At 74.5% G+C, this 19,135-nt stretch carries 7 protein-coding genes; all 7 read right to left on the bottom strand.

All coding sequences use genetic code 11. The annotated features are described in order from the left end of the window. Positions 1-3: 3 nt before the first annotated feature. From BLA60_RS04775 to BLA60_RS04740, 7 genes are read right to left on the bottom strand one after another with little or no spacing between them, the layout of a single operon-like run. On the bottom strand, positions 4-1,314 hold the full coding sequence (locus BLA60_RS04775; protein ID WP_075131383.1) for a condensation domain-containing protein: 1,311 nt from the start codon (positions 1,312-1,314) through the stop codon (positions 4-6). Further along, entirely contained in the window at positions 1,311-6,167 is a 4,857-nt protein-coding gene (locus tag BLA60_RS04770) for a non-ribosomal peptide synthetase (protein WP_162292899.1), read from the bottom strand. Before BLA60_RS04770 ends, BLA60_RS04775 begins: the two co-directional genes overlap by 4 nt. A gap of 8 nt (positions 6,168-6,175) precedes the next feature. Continuing rightward, on the bottom strand, positions 6,176-7,156 hold the full coding sequence (locus BLA60_RS04765; RefSeq protein WP_075131381.1) for an LLM class flavin-dependent oxidoreductase: 981 nt from the start codon (positions 7,154-7,156) through the stop codon (positions 6,176-6,178). Then, positions 7,153-10,947: a type I polyketide synthase gene (locus tag BLA60_RS04760; RefSeq protein ID WP_084734622.1), complete on the bottom strand. Its 3,795-nt coding sequence runs from the start codon at positions 10,945-10,947 to the stop codon at positions 7,153-7,155. Before BLA60_RS04760 ends, BLA60_RS04765 begins: the two co-directional genes overlap by 4 nt. Next, positions 10,934-13,249 carry a condensation domain-containing protein gene (locus BLA60_RS04750; RefSeq protein WP_075131380.1) on the bottom strand — a complete coding sequence of 772 codons (2,316 nt, stop codon included), beginning with the start codon at positions 13,247-13,249 and terminating at the stop codon, positions 10,934-10,936. Before BLA60_RS04750 ends, BLA60_RS04760 begins: the two co-directional genes overlap by 14 nt. After that, complete coding sequence (locus BLA60_RS04745; protein ID WP_075131379.1) at positions 13,233-16,415, bottom strand: non-ribosomal peptide synthetase; 3,183 nt, start codon at positions 16,413-16,415, stop codon at positions 13,233-13,235. Before BLA60_RS04745 ends, BLA60_RS04750 begins: the two co-directional genes overlap by 17 nt. Beyond that, entirely contained in the window at positions 16,408-19,134 is a 2,727-nt protein-coding gene (locus tag BLA60_RS04740) for a type I polyketide synthase (protein ID WP_075131378.1), read from the bottom strand. The genes BLA60_RS04745 and BLA60_RS04740 overlap by 8 nt, the downstream gene beginning before the upstream one ends. Position 19,135: the final 1 nt, after the last annotated feature.

Genomic DNA, 19,135 nt, shown 5'->3' with positions numbered 1-19,135 from the left:
CCGCTAGCCCGGCCAGTCGGGGAGCAGGCGGGTCAGGTCGGTGTCCGGCTGGTCGACCAGTAGCCGCACCGACTCCTCCAGGTCGGCGAGCAGCGCGTCGGCCCGGTCGTCGTCGTAGCCGAAGCCGCCGTAGTGCAGGCCGAGGCTCATCCCACCGGTGGGGAGGGCGCGCACGAGGAAACCGAGGCATGGATCGGCCTCGACCGCGGTGCCCTCGACCAGTTCGGTGGTGAGCCCGACGAACCGGGGCGGGGTGAAGTACTCGGTGATCGGGTGCAGGAACACGTACGGCCGGCGAAGCCGTTGCCCGTGCTCGCCCGGCCGGTTGTCCAACCGCCAGCGCAGCAGCGGGTACCGCTGGTGCCGGAGCACCTGGAGACAACCGGCCCGGACCAGCAGGGCCAGGTCGACCGGGGTCCTCGCCGGGGACACGTCGACCCGGTACGCCAGGCCGTGGGCGCACCACCCGACCAGTCCGCGCGTGGCCCGCGAGCGGTTGACCGTGGTTCCGAGCACGCACACGTCCGGGTCGCCGGTGCGCCGCGCCAGGCAGAGGACCACGGCCGACAGGTAGGCCATGTACGGGGTCAGTCGGTGCCGCTTCGCGAACGCCGAGACGTTCGCGGCGACCGCGGGCGGCAGCGACCTGGTCCGGTGGCCCGACTCCTGCGCTGAGGTCCCGAAGTCGGGCAGTGGGGTGTCCCAGCCGGCGGCCCTGCCGGCGAGGGTGCGGTCCCAGTAGTCCCGGTCGGGGGCGCAGGCCTGGCCGTCGAGGTAGTCGGCCTGGTCGGCGATCCAGTGCGCGAAACTCGGGGCGGGGTCGGCGAACCGCTCGCCGTGGTAGGCGCGGCCGACCTCGTCGGTGAGCACCTCGACCGCCGACGTGTCGGCGATCATGTGGTCGACGGTGAGGGCGAGCAGCCAGTCGTCGGTGCCCAGTCGCCAGGTCCTGGCCCGCACCAGCGGCGGTGTGTGTCGCGCGAAGGGGTCGCTGACGTCCAGTTCCCCCAACAGTTCCGGCGGCACCGGTCCGCCGTCGACGGGAACGTCGGGTTCCCGGGACAGGTGCCAGTCCACGCTGTCGTGGACCTCGTAGCGCAGCTCGCCCCGGTGTTCGGTGAACGCCATCCGCAGCGCGTCGTGCCGGGCGAGGACGGTGTGGAAGGCGCGTTCCAGCCGCCCGGTGTCCAGCGGGCCGCGAAGGCGGTATGCGGTCCGCATCGTCCGTTGTGGATGGTCGGGTTGGGCCGCTTCCATGGCGTGGCGGTGCGCCTGTGCGTAGGACGCGGGACCGGCCAGCGGGTTGTCGTTCATCGTGGGTTCCTCGGATTGTTGGCGAACCTGGCGAGCGCGTCGCGCCGGGAGCTGCCCCGGTCCCGGCTGGCGGGTTCGGTGGTCGTCGCACCGGTCACCGACCCGGCCAGCGCGGCGACCGTCGGGTACCGGAACAGGTCGAGCACGCTGACCGGGCGCGGCAGGCGACCGTCCAGGTGGGACTGGACCAGGACCGCCGCCAGGGAGTGCCCGCCCAGTTCGAAGAAGTTGTCGAACACCCCGACCCGATCCACGCCGAGCACCTCGCCCCACACCCCGGCGATCACCCGCTCGACACGGTCCCTGGCCGCCACGAACCCGGCGGCCACGGCCGGCCGCACGGTCCGCGAGGACAGCGCGTCGCGATCCACCTTTCCGTTGGCCGTCAACGGAAACGTCGTTGCCCGAACCAGCGAGGGCACCATGTACTCCGGCAGCACGTCGGCGACGAAACCCCGCACGGCGCCCACGTCCACGTCTCCCAGCACATGACCCACCAGCCGGTCCCCGTCACCCACCACCACCGCACCGGTCACCCCGGGCGCCCGCAGCAGCACCGACTCGACCTCACCTGGTTCGACCCGGAACCCCCGAACCTTCACCTGGCTGTCGACGCGGCCGACGTACTCCAGCACCCCGTCCGCACGACGTCGCACCAGGTCACCCGTGCGGTACACCCGTTGCCCCGGACGAAAGGGATCGGGCAGGAAACGCTCCCCGGTCAGCCCGCCACGGCCCCAGTAGCCGCGCGCGACCCCCGCCCCGCCGACGAGCAGTTCGCCGACGACCCCCACGCCGCACGGTGCGAGGTCCGCGTCCACCACGTCCATCCTCAGGTCGGGCTGTGGCCGGCCGATGACGCTCCGGTCGCTGGTCAGGTCGGCGGCGGTGATCCGGTGCCCGGTGCCGTGCACGGTGATCTCGGTGATCCCGTACATGTTGACCAGGCACGGCCGGTCGACCCCGAACCGGTCGGTCCACCGCGCGAGCGACCGGAAGTCCAGGGCCTCACCGCCGAACACGACGGCCCGCAGCGATCGGGCCGCCCGGTCCAGCGCCGCGCCGTCCTCGGTGAGCAGGTTCGTGAACGCCGACGGGGTCTGGCTGAGCACGGTCACGCCGTGCCGGTCGAGCAGGTCGAGCAGTGCCCCCGGCTCGCGGCGGACCTCGTCGGGCACGACGACCAGCCGGCCGCCGTGCAGCAGCGCGCCCCACATCTCCCACACCGAGACGTCGAAGGCCAGTGAGTGGCACAGTGACCACACGTCGTCCGGCCCGGCGGCCAGCCACGGCGCGCAGGCCGGGAACAGGCGCACGAGGTTGCGGTGCTCGACCGCCACCCCTTTCGGCTCACCGGTCGATCCGGAGGTGAAGACCAGGTAGGCGAGGTTCCCGCCGTCGACGGGGACGTCCAGGTCGGCCGGGGATCCGGCCGCGCCGGCGGTCGGGTGCACCACGGTCAACGCGTCCGCGCCCGGGACGTCCGGCCGGTCACTGACCACGATCCGCGCGCCGGACAGCGCCACCGTGCGGCCGAGTCGCCGCGGCGGGTGGGTGGTGTCGAGCGGAACGTAGAGCCCACCGGCCTTGAGCACCGCCAGGACGGCCACCACGGCGTCGACGGTTCGTCCCAGGTGGACGACGACCGGATGCTCCGGTCCGACCCCGTGGCCGCGCAGGACCCTGGCGAGCCGGTTGGCGGCCGCGTTGAGCTCGGCGTAGGTCATGGTCCGGTCGGTGTCGGTCACGGCGACCCGGTCGGGGGCCTCCCGGACCCGGCGCTCGAACACGCGGTGGACGCGGTCGTCCTCGACGACGAGGGTCCGCTCGGCGACCGGTTCCGGCGGGCCGTCGACCGGCAGGGTGTACAGGGGGCGGTCCGGTGCGGCAAGGGCGGCGTCCAGGACGGTCCCGACGTCGGTGAGCATGCGCCGGACCGTCGCCTCGTCGAACAGGTCGGTGGTGTACTCGGCACGCAGCTCCACCGAGTCGCCGTGGTCGACGGCCACGGTCTCCAGGTCGTACTTGGCGGCCCCGAGGTCGACCGGGAAAGGGCTGGCCGACAGCCCGGGAAGGGACCAGCCACGCGCCCACGGACGCTCCTCGAAGCCGAACGCCACCTGGAACACCGGGTGGCGCGCCGGGTCCCGGACCGCCAGCTCCGCCACGAGGTCGTCGAACGGCACGTGGCCGTGCTCCACGGCCTCGACCAGGGTGTCGTCCCACAGCCGGTGCGTCTCGGTGAACGTGCGACCGCCGGTCAGGGTTGCCCGCAGCACCACGGTGTTCACGCAGAAGCCGACCGTGCGGTCGAGTTCCGGAAGTGGGCGGTCGGTGAGGAACGTGCCGATGGCGAGGTCGTGCTGCCCGCTGTGGCGGCGCACCATGATCGCGTACCCGGTCAGCAGGACGGTGAACAGCGAGGTCGCCGAGTGTCGCGCGTACTCCCGGAGCCGGCGGGTGAGGTCCTCGCCGAGCCGGACCGAGGTGGCCGCCCCGGCGAGGGTCCGCACCGGTGGGCGGGGGCGGACCGCCGGCAGGTCCACCGGCGGCACCGACACGAGCCGCTCCCGCCAGTACGCCAGGCTCTCCGCGTACCGGACCTCCCCCGCCAGCGTGGACTGGTGGAGCACGTACCGGTCGTAGGCGCCCGGGGGCCGCGGCAGGCCGGCGGCCCGGTGGGCCAGCGCCAGTTCGGTCACCAGCACGTCGACGGAGACGCCGTCGAGGACCAGGTGGTGCGCGGTCCACAGCAGCAGGTGGTGCTCCGGCGTCACCCGCACGAGCACGGCCCTGGTCAGCGGGCCGGACTCGAGGTCGAACGGCTGGCGCGCCGCCCGCACCACCTGGTCGTGGGCGGCGTCGACCGACTCGGCGTGGAGCAGGGTCAGCGGACAGTCGCCGGCGGGCGAGATCCGGCGAACCGGCCGGCCGTCCACCAACGGGAAACACGCCCGCAGCTCGCTGTGCCGCTCGGTCAGAGCGTTCAGCCCGGCGTGCAGCGCCGCCTGGTCGAGCGGGCCGCGAAGGTCGACGGCGATCGGGACGTGGTAGGCGGCGGTGCCCGGGTGCGTCCGTTCGGACAGCCACAGTCCGCGCTGCCCGGCCGACAGCGCCCGCGTCTCGCGGTGGGGCACCGGTTCCTCCGTCGGCACGCGGAACCGGGGACGCAGCGCCGCGGCGAGACCGGCCACCGTCGGGTGGCGCAGGTGATCGGCCAGCGTGACGCCGGGGAACGACGCCCGCAGCCGGGCCACCACGCGGGAGGCGCTCAGGGAGTGGCCGCCCAGTTCGAGGAAGGTGTCCGACGCCCCGACCCGGTCCACCCCGAGCACCTCGGCCCACACCCCGGCGATCAGCCGCTCGACCTCGTCCTCCGGCCAGCGCCCACCGGTCGCGGGTGCGGGCAGCGCCGCCCGGTCCAGCTTCCCGTTCTCCGTCAACGGCAACTCGTCCACCACGACGAACGCGGCGGGCACCAGGTGCTCGGGCAGCACCCGCGCCGCGCGGGACCGGAGCTCGGCCCGGTCCACCGCACCGACCACGTAGGCCACCAGCCGTCGCGTGCCGGGGACGTCCTCGCGGACCACCACCCGGACCTCCCGTACTCCCGGCTCGGCCGAGAGCACCGCCGCCACCTCACCGGGTTCGACCCGGACTCCCCGCACCTTCACCTGGTCGTCGACCCGCCCGACGAACTCCAGCACGCCGTCCGCCCGGCGCCGCGCCACATCCCCCGTGCGGTACAGGCGCTCTCCCGGCCGGAAGGGGTCCGGCACGAACCGCTCCCCCGTCGCCCCACCGCAACCCCGGTACCCGCGACCCACCGCCACCCCGCCGACGAACAGCTCACCCTCGTCGCACGGCGCCAGGTCCCGGTCCAGCACCCGCAGGTCGACACCGGGGATGGCGGCGCCGATCGGTGGCAGGTCCGGCCAGCGCGCCGGGTCGCCGTCGAGGACGAACTCGGAGACGACATGGGTCTCGGTCGGCCCGTACTGGTTGCGCAGCACCCAGCCGTGCCGGGCGGCCAACTCCCGGATCGTGCCGGTGACCGTGAGCTGTTCCCCGGCGAGCACCAGTTCCCGCAGCGAGCCGGCGGCGACGTCGTTGTCCCGCAACGCCTCGACCGCCCAGTGGAGCACGCCGGCCGGCAGGAACCAGCGCTCGACCCGGTGCGTCGCGACGAGGTCCAGCAGTGCGTCCAGGTCCCGCCGCGCCGGTTCGGGGACCACCACCAGTCGCCCGCCGGTGAGCAGGGTGGCGAAGATCTCCTGGAACGACACGTCGAACGAGGTCGGGGCGTACTGGGCCGTGGTGCGCCCCGGCTGCCCGGTGCACTGCCAGCCAAGGAGGTTGCCGACCACCCGGTGGGTGACCATGACGCCCTTGGGTGTTCCGGTGGACCCGGAGGTGAACATCAGGTAGGCGAGGTCGTCGAGGTCCACGACCCGCCCGCAGTCGGCGTCGGACCCCGGCGGGATCCCACCGAGGTCGACCTGCCGCACCCCGGGGACCTCGGGCAGCACCCCGGCGGTGGTCGCGTCGACGAGCACGGTGGCGACCCCGCTGTGCTCCAGCATGAGCCGCAGCCGGGCCGGCGGGTAGGACCGGTCCAACGGCACGTAGGCCGCGCCGGTCCGCAGCACCGCGACGACCGCGACCACGTGGTCGACGGTCCGGTCCAGGCACAGGCCGACCAGGCCGTCCGGCCCGACGCCCTCGCCGATCAGCCAGTTGGCCAGCCGGTTGGCCTCGGCGTCCAGTTCGGCGTAGGACAGCGACCGGGTCCCGTCGACGACGACCACCGCGTCCGGGTCGGCCGCGACCCGTTCCGCGAGTCGTTCGGTCACCGGCCGGATCACCGCGCGTCTCCCGCCCGCAGCCGTCGCACGACCTCGGCCAGGTGTCCGAAGTCCTCCTTGGTCCCCGGGGCGTCCATCACCATCGTGTGCACCCCGGCGGCGGTCAGGCTGGCGATGTGACCGGCGACGGTGTCGTGGTCCCCGACCAGGTAGGGACAGTCGGCCTGGAACGAGTGGAAGGGCGTCAGCCGGACCGGCGAGCCGGTCGTCCCCGGCGCCCGCGCCAGCTCGTGTTTCCACACCGAGTCGGTGTTCGCCAGGCTCATCCGGAGCATCTCGCGTCCGGCCGGGTCGTCCGGGAAGATCTCCCGCGCCGCCCGTTCCGCCTCCTGGGCCGTGTCCCGCGCGAGCACCCCGAAGTGCAGCGCGCCAACCCCGTCCGGGACCTCGTCCCGGCCCGGCGGGATCATGCCCATCGGGGTCGCGCCGAGCGCCGTGGCGGTGCGGGCGGCGTCGGCCGACCGCCCGGCCAGGTACAGGCGTGGCCGCAGTTCCGTCGGGAGCGGGGGCGACAGGTGCAGGCCCGACACCCGGTAGAACCGGCCCGCGCGGGTCACCGGCCGGCCGTCGAGGAGGGCGAGGAACAGCTCGACGTACTCCTGGAGCCTGGCGTAGCGGTCCCCGTGGTCCAGCGGGTCGCCGACCGAGGTCAGTTCGCTGATGGCGGCACCGGTGATGAGGTTGAGGTCGACCCGGCGCCCGTACAGCTCGGTGATCGACAGCAGCGACCGGGCGGCGGCGTAGGGGTGGGTGTACAGCGGGTTGAGCGCGACGAGCGGAACGAGCCTGCGGGTTCCCGCGACGATGGCGGCGGCGCCGAGCCACGGGTCGAGCACCGCCCCCGCCCCGGTGAACAGCAGGATGCCGTCCAGGTCGAACTCGTCGCTCCAGCCGATGACGTCCCTGGCCACGCGGGTCGCCACGCGCGGATCGCCGACCCTCGGCACAGCGGTGAGGTAGCGCGGTCGTTCGGTCATTCCTGTCTCCTCGTGCCCTCGTGCGTGAGCGCACCGGCCTCGGCGAGCAGTTCCGCCGCCCGCTCCTCACCGAGTTGCCGGTGTGCGGCGTCCTCCAGTGCCCTGGCCTGGGCGCCCAGGAGCGGGTGGTCGAACACGGTCCTGACGGGCAGTTCGACGCCCAGCACGTCGGCGATCCGCGCGACGAGTCTCGCGGCCACGAGCGAGTCACCGCCCAGGGCGATGAAGTCGCTGCCCGGCGTCAGGTCACCGGTGCCGAGCAGTTCCTCCCAGAACAGGCCGACCAGTGGTTCCAGCCCGTCCAGTGCCGTGGCCGGTGTCGCGGCCGGAGGTGCGTCCTGGCGGGGTGGGGCCGGCGCGGGGGCCGTCCCGGGGACGGGGAAGGTGCGGCGGTGGAAGGGATAGGTGGGCAACGGGATGATCCGACCACCGGGCGCGAGCGTCTCCCAGCGCAGCGCAACGCCGTCGCACCACAGCGCCCCGGCGGCGGTGAGCAGGCTCGGACGTTCCGACGCGGGGGCGACCGGGCGCGGCAGCGAGGCACGGCGGCCTGCTCCCGGCTGGTGCTGGCGGACCATTCCCGACAGGGTCGATCCGGGGCCGACCTCGAGGAACACCGCGTCGGGGTGGTGGGCGAGCACCGTGCGCACGCCGGCGGAGAACCGGACGGTCCCGCGCAGTTGGGTGGCCCAGTGGTCGCCGTCCACGGACGTCACCCAGTCACCGGACACCGTGGACACATAGGGGAGGCCCGGCTCCGCGTACGGCCTGCGCGCGGCGAACTCGGCGAACTCGGCGGCCACCGGCACGCACATCCGCGAGTGGAACGCGTGCGCGGTCGCGAGGCGGCGGTGCGGCACCCGGGCATCGACCGCGAACCGTGCCAGCTCCGCGACGGCGTCCGGGGGTCCGGCGAGCGCGCACTGGGCCGGACCGTTGACGGCGGCGAGGTCCAGCGCGTCGAGCAGTCGGCCGGGGAGGCGTTCGGCCAGTTCCTCCTCCGACAGTGCGACGGCGAGCATGGCGCCGGGCGGCAGGCGCTCCATCAACCGTCCCCGCTCGGCGACCAGGGCGAGCGCGTCGTCCAGGGTGAGCACTCCGGACAGCGTCGCGGCGGTGTACTCCCCCAGGCTGTGGCCGATCATGGCCACCGGTTCGACGCCGAAGCTCTGCCAGAGGCGGGCGAGCGCGTACTCCAGCACGAACAACGCGGGCTGGAGGTGTCCGCCGGGCGGCCCGTCGTCCGGACCGAACATGACCTGCCGGAGGTCGCGTGGACCGGCCAGCAGTTCCGCCGCCTCGTCCACCGCGTCCCGGAACACCGGCTCCTCGGCGTAGAGACCCGCGCCGAGGCCGGGAACCCAGGTGCCCTGACCGGGAAAGGCGAAGACCACCGGTCGCCGGGCGGGCCCACCCCTGGTCCAGTGTTCCGGTGCGGTCCGTGCCAGCGCGCCGACGTCCCGGCAGGTGAGCGACGCCCGGAACGGCAGGTGCTCGCGGCCACGACCCAGGGTGGCCGCGACGTCGGCGACGGACCCGTCCGGATGCCGGGCCGCCCACCGGCGCAGCCGGTCGACGGCCTCCTCCCGCCCCCGCGCGTCGGCCGCCGACACCACCACGAGCTCCGGCCTGCGCGGCCCGTCCGACGCGTCCCGTGGCGGAGCCTGCTCGACGATGACGTGTGCGTTGGTGCCGCCCATGCCGAACGAGCTGACCCCGGCGCGCCGGGGCCGATCGTCGTCACCAGGCCAGGGCCGGGTGACGACGTTGACGCGGACCGCGCCGGCTCCCGGGTCCGCAACGTGCAGTGAGGCGGGCAGTCGGGCGTGCTCGACGGCCAGCACGGTCTTGACCAGACCGATCACCCCGGCCGAGGTGTCCAGGTGCCCGACGTTCGACTTGACCGATCCAATCCACAGTGGACGGTCACGGCGACCGAAGACCTGGTCGAGCGCCGCCCGTTCGATGGCGTCACCGAGCACGGTGCCGGTGCCGTGGGCCTCGACGACGTCCACCTCGTCCTGGCGCAGACCCGCGTCCGCCAGCGCCCGGGAGATCACCCGCGCCTGACCGTCCACACCGGGGGCGGTGAAGCCCGCGCGGACGGGCCCGTCGTTGTTCACCGCCGAACCCCGCAGGACCGCGCGCACCGGGTCGCCGTCGCGCACGGCGTCCGCGAGCCTGCGCAGCACGACCAGACCCACACCGTTGCCGGGGACCGTGCCGGTGGCGTCGGGGGCGAACGAGCGGCAGTGCCCGTCCCTGGCGAAGATGCCGCCCTCCTCGTACCGGTAGCCGGTGCGCTCCAGGGTGGTGATGGACACGCCGCCGGCGATGGCCAGGTCGCACTCGCCGGCGAGCAGCGCCCTGCGCGCGAGGTGAACGGCGACCAGCGAGGTGGAACACGCGGTCTGGACGGTGATCGCCGGGCCGGTGAGACCGAGCCGGTGGGCCAGCCGGGGCGCGAGGTAGTCCTTGAGGTTGCTCAGCCGCAGCCGCATCGGCCCCAGCGACCGGACGAGGTCGGGGCGGGCCAGCAGCCGGACCAGGTGGTCGCTCTCCCCGGACCCGACGTACACCCCGACCGTGCCGGGAAAGCGGCTGGGGACCCGACCCGCGTCCTCCAGCGCGGCCCAGGCGCACTCCAGCAGGACCCGGTGTTGCGGGTCGGTGGTCTCGGCCTCGCGTGGACCGATCCCGAAGAAGTCCGCGTCGAACGCGTCGTGGTCGGCCAGCCAGCCCAGGGTGGGAACCACGGCGGGGTCGGTCCCGTCCGGGGGCAGGAGGTCGAGCAGCTCCCGGTCGGCGGTCAGCGCGGCCCAGAGCTCGTCGGGGTCGGCGGCTCCCGGTGTGCGGCAGGCCAGCCCGATGACCGCGACCGCGTCCCGCGCCGGTTCGGTGCGCGCGGGTGGACCACCGGCGGTGGGTTCGGTGGCGCCGTCCAGAAAGGCGGCCAGGCGGCGGATGGTGGGGTGGTGGAACAGGTCGACCATGGTCAGGTCCGGCCGCTCCAGCTCGTCGCAGATCCGGCTGTAGAGCCGGACCATGGCCAGGGAGTGCCCGCCGAGGTCGAAGAACCCGTCCTCCACACCGACCGAGTCGAGTCCCAGGACGTCCCGCCAGAGTGCGCTCAGGCGGCGTTCGAGATCGCCGCTGGCAGCCGTGCCGCCGGACCGCACGGTCGCGGCCGGCCGGCGGACGGCGGCCCGTGCGATCAGCGCCGCGCTGGTGAACCTCCGCGCGATGTCCTCCATGAGCCCGGTGTCGCGGCGCGGCGACGCCGGCAGCCGCGACGACCCGCGCTCCACCGGCGGGGCCGCGCGGTGCTCGCCGGTGTCCGCCACGGCCTCGCGGGACAGGACCACCGGACCGGTCGCCGGCAGGTCCGCGACCAGCCCGGTGAGGAACTGGCGGAACGGCGCGTTCCGGGGCGTCGGCTCGTAGGCCAGGTGCAGGGACGTGACACCGGCCTCGCCGGCGAGCTCCGCCAGCCGGCGCACCAGGTGGACCTCCACCCGCTTGCCGAGAACCCGACAGTTCAGGGCCAGCGCGTCGACGACCAGGGCGTCGCCGACCGGCCCGGCGACACACACCCCCGACAGCCCGTACCGCCCGTACCGGTCCTCCACGGTCACCCCGAACACCCGACGGTCGCGCCACTCCGGCCGCCAGCGCGCGCCGTTGAGGGCGAACTCCACCGACCGTTCGAGCAGCGGGGCGGCCTCGGCGGCGCCGAGGTCGGGGAACCCGACCACCAGCCGCAGACGCGCGTGGAAGTCAGCCAGCTCCACGAGCACCTCCCGCCGGCCAGCCGGCCGGGGCGAGGTCCAGCGTCCACAGGTGGTCGACGAACGCCGAGGACCGCACGAGCGTGCTCCACACCCGGGTGCGGTTGCTCCGCACGTCCGCCCAGTTCACCGGGTCGGCCGTCAGGTAGATCAGCTCCTCCTCCGGCAACCCCAGCTCGGCGGCGACAGCGCCGACGGCCGTCGAGACCGGGTCCCAGCCGACCCGCACCACGGCGAGTTCCCCGGGGTCGAGCGCGGGGCAGAACCGGGCCAGTGCCCGTTCGACGTCGGCTCGCGCACCACGCGCGGCCAGCGCGACCGGGCGGCCGGCGGCCCGCCACGCGGTGGCCGCCCGCACCACCGCCCGGCCAGGCGAGCCGGCGTCGGCGGCCGTCGCGTCCTCCGCGGCCGCCCCGTCCCACAGCAGGCCGTCCCCGTCCAGAACGAGGGCCGCCGGGCCGGGGTCCGCCGCCGCCAGGACCCGGCGCAGCGCCCCGGTCGCGAGCGCGGCGAGGAACTCGGGCGTGTACGGGACGTGCCCGGCGCGCGCGGCGGCCGGGTCGTGCACCCGGTCGACACCGTAGGGGCGGCACAGGTCCATGGCGTCGGCCACGTCGACGCGCGGCACGGCACCCAGCCGCTCCCGCAGCCGCGGCACGCCGTCCCGGTACGGCGCGTCATCCGCCGGCGGGCACAGCACGACCAGGCTCAGTCCCGTGTCGAGGCCGCCGATCATCGTGGCGAGGTCGTCGACGGCCGAGGTCAGGGCGTCCGGCTCGTCCGGCGGTGCCAGGTCCTCGGGGCGGACGAACAGCAGGCGGTAGGCGGCGCGTGCCAGCGGCCCGCCCGGCTCCAGGAGTTCCTGGTGCAGATGCCCGTAGCGGCCGAACCCGACGGTCATCGCCGTGCCGAGCGTACGCAGCCAGAACTCGACGGTGTCGGCCATCGCGGTCACCGTGAAGGTGCCGGCCGCCTGGACCCGGACCACGTCGCGGACCGCCGGGCAGGACGTGGGAGCGTCCGGTCCGTCGGGCAACGTGCCGAGCGCCCAGGCGAAGGCGTCCAGCAGCCGCCGGGCGCCGTCCTGGTCCAGCGAGGCCGTGTCGTGGACGAGCCGGATCCGCCAGCCCTCACCGGGAACCACCATCATCGTGACCGGGTAGCCGGTCCTCGGCGGCTCGGATCCGACCACCTCCAGGGTGATCCCGGCCCGGCCGCGCGGCGGGTCGTCGGCATAGCTCTGCACGAGCAGGAGCGACTCGAACAACGGCACGCCCCGAGGCACCCCGGCGCAGCCCTGCGCGTCCACCAGCGGTGTCTGTTCGACGTCCCGCACGGCGAGCAGTTCGTCCTGGACCTCCGCGAGCCACTCCGGCGACACCCCGGCGGAACGGAGTCGGACGCGCACGGGCACCGTGTTGATGAACAGGCCCACCATCGACTCGGCGTCCGGGATCCCGACGGGGCGACCGCCCATCGTCATGCCGAACACCACGTCGGTCGTGCCGGCCAGCAGGCCGACGGCTCGGGCCCAGGCCGCGGCCGCGAGTGTCGCCGCGCCGAGACGCTGGCGCCGGCCGAACGCGTCGAGCCGCGCCGCGAGGCCCGGTTCGAGCGCGTGGTGGGTCTCGGCGGCGGGAGCGGACCGGTCGGTCGAGCGGCGCAGTCCCGGGATGGCGGTCGGCGCGTCGACCTCCGCGAGCCGCGACCGCCAGAACGCCAGCGCCGCGTCCCGGTCCGTGGCGCGCACCTGGGCCACGTGGTCGCGGAACGGCGGGACCGGACGTTCCCGGTACCGGTCGGCCGAGGAGTACCGGTCGAGGACCTCGGTCAGCACCAGGGTGAACGACGGGCCGTCCAGGACGATGTGGTGGTGGGTCCAGAGGAACAGGTGCCGGTCGGCGTCGGTCCTGAGCAGGGCGCAGCGCATCAGCGGCGCGCGACCGAGGTCGATGCCCCGGGCGAGGTCGGCCTCGCGGAACCGGGCCAGGGCCCTCGCGCGCTCCGCGTCGTCGAGGTCGCGGTGGTCGAGGACGGTCCACTCCGGCTCGGCGGCGGCGTGCACCACCTGGAGCGGCTCACTGAGCCCTTCCCAGTAGAACGCGCTGCGCAGGACCTCGTGCCGGTCGACCGTGGCCTGCCACGCGCGCCGGAACGCCTCGGCGTCCAGGTCACCGGTCAGCTCGCACGCCACCTGCTGGACGTACCGGCCGCCGCCCGGCTCGGCCAGCACGTGGTAGAGGATCCCCTGTTGCATCGGGGTCAGTGGGTAGGCGTCCACCGCGCCCTCAGGCATCGCGGGCATCGGCTCTCCGGGTGATCAGCCGCGCGAGCGCGTCCAGGTCGGACGCGGCGACGGTCAGCGAGGGGGTGTCCTTCGCGGCGTCCTGGGTGGCCCCGGACGCCGCGACCAGTTCGGCGACCGTCTGGCTGCGGACGGGATCCTGGGCCTGGAGCCGGAATCCCTCCTGGTTGGCCAGGGCGACCAGGCGCAGCGCGCGTACCGAGTCGCCGCCGAGGTCGAAGAAGTTGTCGTGGACGCCGACCCGGTCGACGCCGAGCACGCGCTGCCAGATGGCGGCCATCGCGGCCTCCTCCCGGCCTCGGGGCGCGACGTACTCGGTGACGCCGGCCGGCGCGATGCTCCCCGTGGCGGCCAGCGCGGCCGTGTCGACCTTCCCGTTGGGCAGCAGCGGAAGTTCGGCGATCGGCACGATCGTGGGCACCAGGTGGCTGGGCAGCCTGGCGCGCAGGTGGGCGTCGAGGGCGGCCGGATCGAGGTCCCTGCCCGGCGCGGGCAGCACGTAGGCGAGGAGTTGGGTGTCGCCGAGTTCGGTCCGGACCAGCACCGCGCAGTCGGCGACCGAACCGAACTCCGCGACCGTGCTCGCCACCTCGCCGAGCTCGACCCGGACGCCACGGACCTTCACCTGCCGGTCCGCGCGGCCGAGCAGCTCGACCACCCCGTCCGGGCGGTACCGGCCGAGGTCTCCGGTGCGGTAGAGCCGTTCACCGTCGCCGAAGGGGCTTGGCACGAACCGCTCGGCGGTCAGGCCCGGCGCGCCGAGGTACCCGCGCGCCACGACCTCGCCGCCGACGTGGATCTCGCCGGGCACCCCGACGGGAACGGGGCCGAGCGCGCGGTCGAGCAGGTGGAGCCGGGCGCCGGCGATCGGCCCGCCGATCGCCACCCGTCGCGCCCCGTCCGGCACCGTGTACCTGGTGACGTCGGCGGCGACCTCGGTGGTTCCGTACAGGTTGACCAGCCGCGCCGCCGGCAGGCGGGTGCGCAGCCGCCGCGCCAGGTCGGGGGTGAGCTCCTCGCCGCTGCTGACGCACAGGGTGAGGTCGGGCAGGGCGCCGGGGGCGTCCAGCAGCAGGCGCAGCAGTGACGGCACGGCGACCAGGCGGGTCACCCGGTGTTCGGCCAGGGCGGCGACGAACGCCGAGGGGTCCCGCACGATCCCGTCGGGCAGGACCACCAGGGGCACGCCGTGCAGCAGCGGGTCCAGGCTCTCCCACACCGCGTCGACGAAACTGGCCGGTGTCTTCTGGCAGCACACCTCGCCCGGCCGGAACGGGAACTCGCGGTGCATGGCGGCGATCGGGGGCAGCCAGTTGCGGTGGGTGCCGAGTACGCCCTTGGGGCGGCCGGTGGAGCCGGAGGTGTACAGGACGCTCATCAGGTTGTCCCTGTCCAGCCCGTGGTGGACAGGGGTCACCGGTTCGTCCGCCAGGTCCAGCTCGTCCAGCGTGAGCGTCGCCGGACCGGGGGGAACGGCGTGCGCCGCCCCGGTGTCGGTCACGACCGTCGTCACCGAGGAGTCCCGCACCATGAACGCCAGTCGCTCCGGCGGGTAGTGGGGATCCAGCGGGAGGTAGGCGCCCCCGGCCTTGAGCACGGCCAGCAGGGCGACGAGGTGGCTGGCCGACCGGTCCAGACACACCCCGACGATCCGCTCCGGTCCGACGCCCATGCGGCGCAGCCGGTGCGCCAGCCGGTTGGCGTTGGCCTCCAGCTCGCCGAAGGTCATCCGCCGGTCGCCGTCCACCAGCGCCACCCGGCTGGGGCACCGCGCTGCCCGCGCGGCGAACAGGTCGGGAACCAGTGGGCCGGCGTCGGTGTCGCGTCCGGTTCCGCTCCAGCGCGCCACGGTGTCCCGCTCGCCGTCGGTGAGCAGCGGCAGTGTCGCGACCGTGCCGCCGTGGGTCACGGCGGCGTGCAGCAGCCGGGTGTAGTGGCCGGCCATCGCCGAGGCGCGGGCCCCGGTGAACTGGTCCGCGTCGTACTGGAGCTCACCGCGCATGCCGTCGCTCGCCCATTCCAGGGAGAGGTAGAGGTCGAACTTGGCGGTCCGGTTGTCCAGCGGCGCCGGGGCGACCTCCAGCCCGGTGAACCCGGCCTCGTCGCCGGGGAACCACTGGAGGGCGAAGTGCACCTGGAAGATCGGGTTGACCCCGAGGTCACGGGGCACGCCGAGTTCGGCGACCAGCGCCGGGAACGGCACGTCCTGGTACTCGTACACCGGCGCCAGCCGTGAGCGCACCCCGGTCAGGACGTCGGCGAACCCGGGGTCGTCGGAGAAGTCGAGGCACATCGGCAGCACGTTGGACACGTAGGCGACCAGCGACTCCAGTTCCGGGTCGGTCCGGTTGGCCATCGGGAAGCCGACGACCACCCGGTCCTGGCCGCTGTAGCGGTGCAGCAGGGCCCCGAACGCCGTGTACAGCACCAGGAACGGGGTGGCCCGGTGTTGCCTGGCGAACCGGCGGACCCGCTCGGTCAGGTCGGCGTCGAGCGTGAACCGGTGGATCGCCCCGGCCCCTGCCCCGCTCGCGGCGCGGGGGGCGTCGGTCGGCAGGGCGATGACCGGTGGCGCGCCGGCGAGGTGCCCGGTCCAGAAGTCAAGGTGGTCGCGCAGCCGCTGGCCGCTCAGTTCCGACCGCTGCCGGCGCGCGTACGCCGAGGGCGTGATCGCCGGTGCCGGCAGGCGCGCCGGCACCCCGCTGACCCTGGCGGAGTAGAGGGCCCCGAGGTCTCGCAGCAGGATCGTGCCCGACCAGCCGTCGCACACGATGTGGTGGACGACCAGGACGAGCAGGTGCCGGTCCGGCGGGACGCTGATCACGGCGGCCAGTGCCGGCGGTCCGGCGGCGAGGTCGAAGCGGTGCCGGGCCACCTCGGCCGCCCGGTCCAGCGCGTCGGCCGGTGTCGCGGCGGCCAGTTCGGTGAGCGGGAGGTCGGGCGGCGAGACCACCATGACCGGTTCGGTGTCGTGCACGACGAACGAGGTCCGCAGCGCCTCGTGCCGCCCGGCCAGTTCGGTCAGCGCGCCGGCCAGCGCGGACCGGTCGAGCGGTCCCCGCAGCCAGGTGCCGAACGGGACGTTGAACGCCGGGTTGCCGGGGTCGAGTCGGTCGAGCAGCCAGACCCGGTGCTGCTGGTGCGCCAGCGGCGCTGGCTCAGCCATCGGCCGGGCCCCGCGCCATCCGGGCGATGTCGGCCACCAGGTCGGCCACCACGTCGTCCTCCGGTGCGGTCCCGCCCCGGACGACGACGGCCAGTGTGTCCACTGTGGACGTCGAGAACAGCTGGGTGGGCGGGATCGGCACGCCGAACCGGCGCCGGATCCCTTCGGTGAGCCGGATCGCGAGCAACGACTCGCCGCCGAGCTCGAAGAAGTCGCTGTCCCCGGTGACGTCCGGCACGCCGAGCAACGTGCGCCAGGACTCCAGCAGGAACTCGGTGACCTCGTCCGCCCCGCCGGACGACCGGTCCGCCGGCACGGCCTCGACCGGCCCCGGCTCGACGGGATCGGCCAGGTACAGCCCGGCCTGACTGGTGGCCCTGGGCATCCTGTCCGGCCAGTACCGCTCCCGGGCGAACGGGTAGGTCGGCAGCGGGATCTTCCTGGCGCGCCCGTGCCCGGTCCAGTCGACGGGCGCGCCGTTGGCCCACGCGGCCGCGACGGCGCTCAGCAGGGTGGTCCGGTCGTCGGCCGGGCCGGCGCGGTCCGCCTCGGCCGGCAGGCTGGGCACGGCCACCGCGTCGGGCCGGAGGTGGCGTAGCCGCGCGGTCAGCGCGGCACCGGGGCCGACCTCGACGAACAGCGGCCACACCGAACCGTCCAGTGTGGTCGCACTGGTGACGGCATCGGCGAAGCGGACCGGCGCGCGCAGCTGCCCTCCCCAGTACTCCGGGTCGGCGACCCGGTCGGGGTCCAGCAGACCACCGGTGACCGTGGACACGAACGGCCGGTCCGGTGGGCTCAGCGGCACGCCGGCCATCAGCGCGGTGAACTCCTCGACCGCGCGGTCCGGCAGTTCGCGCAGCAGCCGTCCACGCTCGGTCACCGCCCGCAGCGCGTCGGCCGGGGTGAGGACCCCGGCGAGGCAGGCCGACACGAACTCGCCGACACCGCAGCCGACCGTCGTGAGTGGACGAACACCCCACCGCAGCTGCCACAGCCGGGCGAGCGTGTACTCCAGCACGAACAGCCGCGCCTCGTCGCCGGCGAGAGGATCGTCGCCAACGGGGAGCTCGTCGCCGGCCCGGAACAGGGACTCCCCGGCCAGCCCCGAGCCGGCGCCCGGGTACCAGGAGTCCTGCCCGGGAAACAGGAACACCACCGCCGAGACGTCGGCGTGACCCCGGATCCACGACCCCGGTTCGAGCCCCGCCAACTCGTCCGCGCTCCGGCACACGACGGCGGCCCGGCTCGCCAGGGCCGTGCGTCCCGTCCGGGTGGTCGCGGCGAGGTCCCGCAGCCGCACCGGCCCCGCCGAGGTACCGGCGTGGTCGCACAGCGCGATGATCCCGCGGTCCACCGCCGCGTCGTCGGCACCGGACACCGTCACGATCTCCGCCGTGGTGGGCTCGGCCGGCACGTCGGGCACCTCGGCGCTCTCGACAACCACGTGCACGTTCGTCCCGCCGATGCCGAAGGAGCTCACCCCGGCCCGGCGCGGGCGGCCCACCCGGACCGGCCACGGTCGCGGTGCGGTGTTCGGGGTGACGCCGAGCGTGGTCCAGTCGACGGCCCCGGTCGGCGTGCGGAGGTTGATCGTGGCCGGCACCAGCGCCGCCTCGACCGCCAGGACCGTCTTGATCAGCCCGACGACACCGGAGGCGGCGTCCAGGTGCCCGATGTTCGGTTTCACCGAGCCGACCAGGACCGGGTCGGTCGCCGGCCGCCCGCCGAACACCTCGCCGAGGGCGGTCAGCTCGATCGGGTCGCCGACGGCCGTGCCGGTGCCGTGGGCCTCGACGTAGTCGACGGTGTCCGCGCCGGCGTCCGCCACGGCCAGCGCCTCGGCGATCACCTCCGCCTGGCGCCGGACGCTGGGGGCGGTGAAGCCGACCTTGAGCCGTCCGTCGTTGTTCATGGCGGTACCGCTGACGACCGCCCGGACCGTGTCCCCGTCCGCGAGCGCGTCGGCGAGGCGTTTGAGCACCACCACGCCGACCCCGTTGCCCGCGACGGTGCCGTTGGCGTTCGCGTCGAACGCCCGGCACCGCCCGTCCGGCGAGCGGATCCCGCCTGGTTCGTGCCGGTAGCCGACGGGGTCCACGAACGTGACACTCACCCCGCCGGCGACGGCGACGTCGCACTCCAGGGTGAGCAGGCTCCTCGCCGCGAGGTGCACCGCCGCGAGCGACGACGAGCACGCCGTCTGCACCGCGAGCGCCGGCCCGGACAGACCGAGCGTGTAGGCCACCCTGGACACCAGGTAGTCCTTCTCCGTGCCCAGCAGGGCCTGGTCCAGCCCGATCGCGTCGACCAGCTCACGGTCGCGCAGCAGCCGGATCAGCCAGTCGTTCGACGACGCCGCGGCGAACAGCCCGGTCCGGTGCGGTTGCTCGGGAACGCAGCCGGCGTCCTCCAGCGCGCTCCACACGCACTCCAGGAAGATCCGGTGCTGGGGATCCATCGCCGCCGCCGCGCTCGCCGGCACACCGAACAGGCCTGCGTCGAACCGGTCGAGGTCGGCCAGCCAGCCGCCGGCCGGCACGTACGCCGGGTCGGCCGCCACGGTGTCCGGCACCCCGGCCGCCCGCAGGTCGTCCGGGGAGAACCTCCTGATCGACTCCGTGCCGGTACGAACGTTGCGCCAGAAGGTCGCGGCGTCCCCGGCGCCCGGCACCCGGCAGGCAAGCCCGACCACGGCGACCGACGTCTCGTCACTCATC

Origin of the sequence: Actinophytocola xinjiangensis (assembly GCF_001921215.1) — a bacterium.
Lineage (GTDB): Bacteria > Actinomycetota > Actinomycetes > Mycobacteriales > Pseudonocardiaceae > Actinophytocola > Actinophytocola xinjiangensis.
Note: the sequence above shows the minus strand (reverse complement) of the source record. Positions and strands in the feature narration are given on the sequence as shown.

What these genes read in the sequence shown, in the direction of transcription:
- BLA60_RS04765 (WP_075131381.1), bottom strand. Translation starts at nt 7,156, where the DNA reads ATGACCGAACGACCGCGCTACCTCACCGCTGTGCCGAGGGTCGGCGAT.
- BLA60_RS04775 (WP_075131383.1), bottom strand. Translation starts at nt 1,314, where the DNA reads ATGAACGACAACCCGCTGGCCGGTCCCGCGTCCTACGCACAGGCGCAC.
- BLA60_RS04750 (WP_075131380.1), bottom strand. Translation starts at nt 13,249, where the DNA reads ATGCCCGCGATGCCTGAGGGCGCGGTGGACGCCTACCCACTGACCCCG.
- BLA60_RS04740 (WP_075131378.1), bottom strand. Translation starts at nt 19,134, where the DNA reads ATGAGTGACGAGACGTCGGTCGCCGTGGTCGGGCTTGCCTGCCGGGTG.
- BLA60_RS04745 (WP_075131379.1), bottom strand. Translation starts at nt 16,415, where the DNA reads ATGGCTGAGCCAGCGCCGCTGGCGCACCAGCAGCACCGGGTCTGGCTG.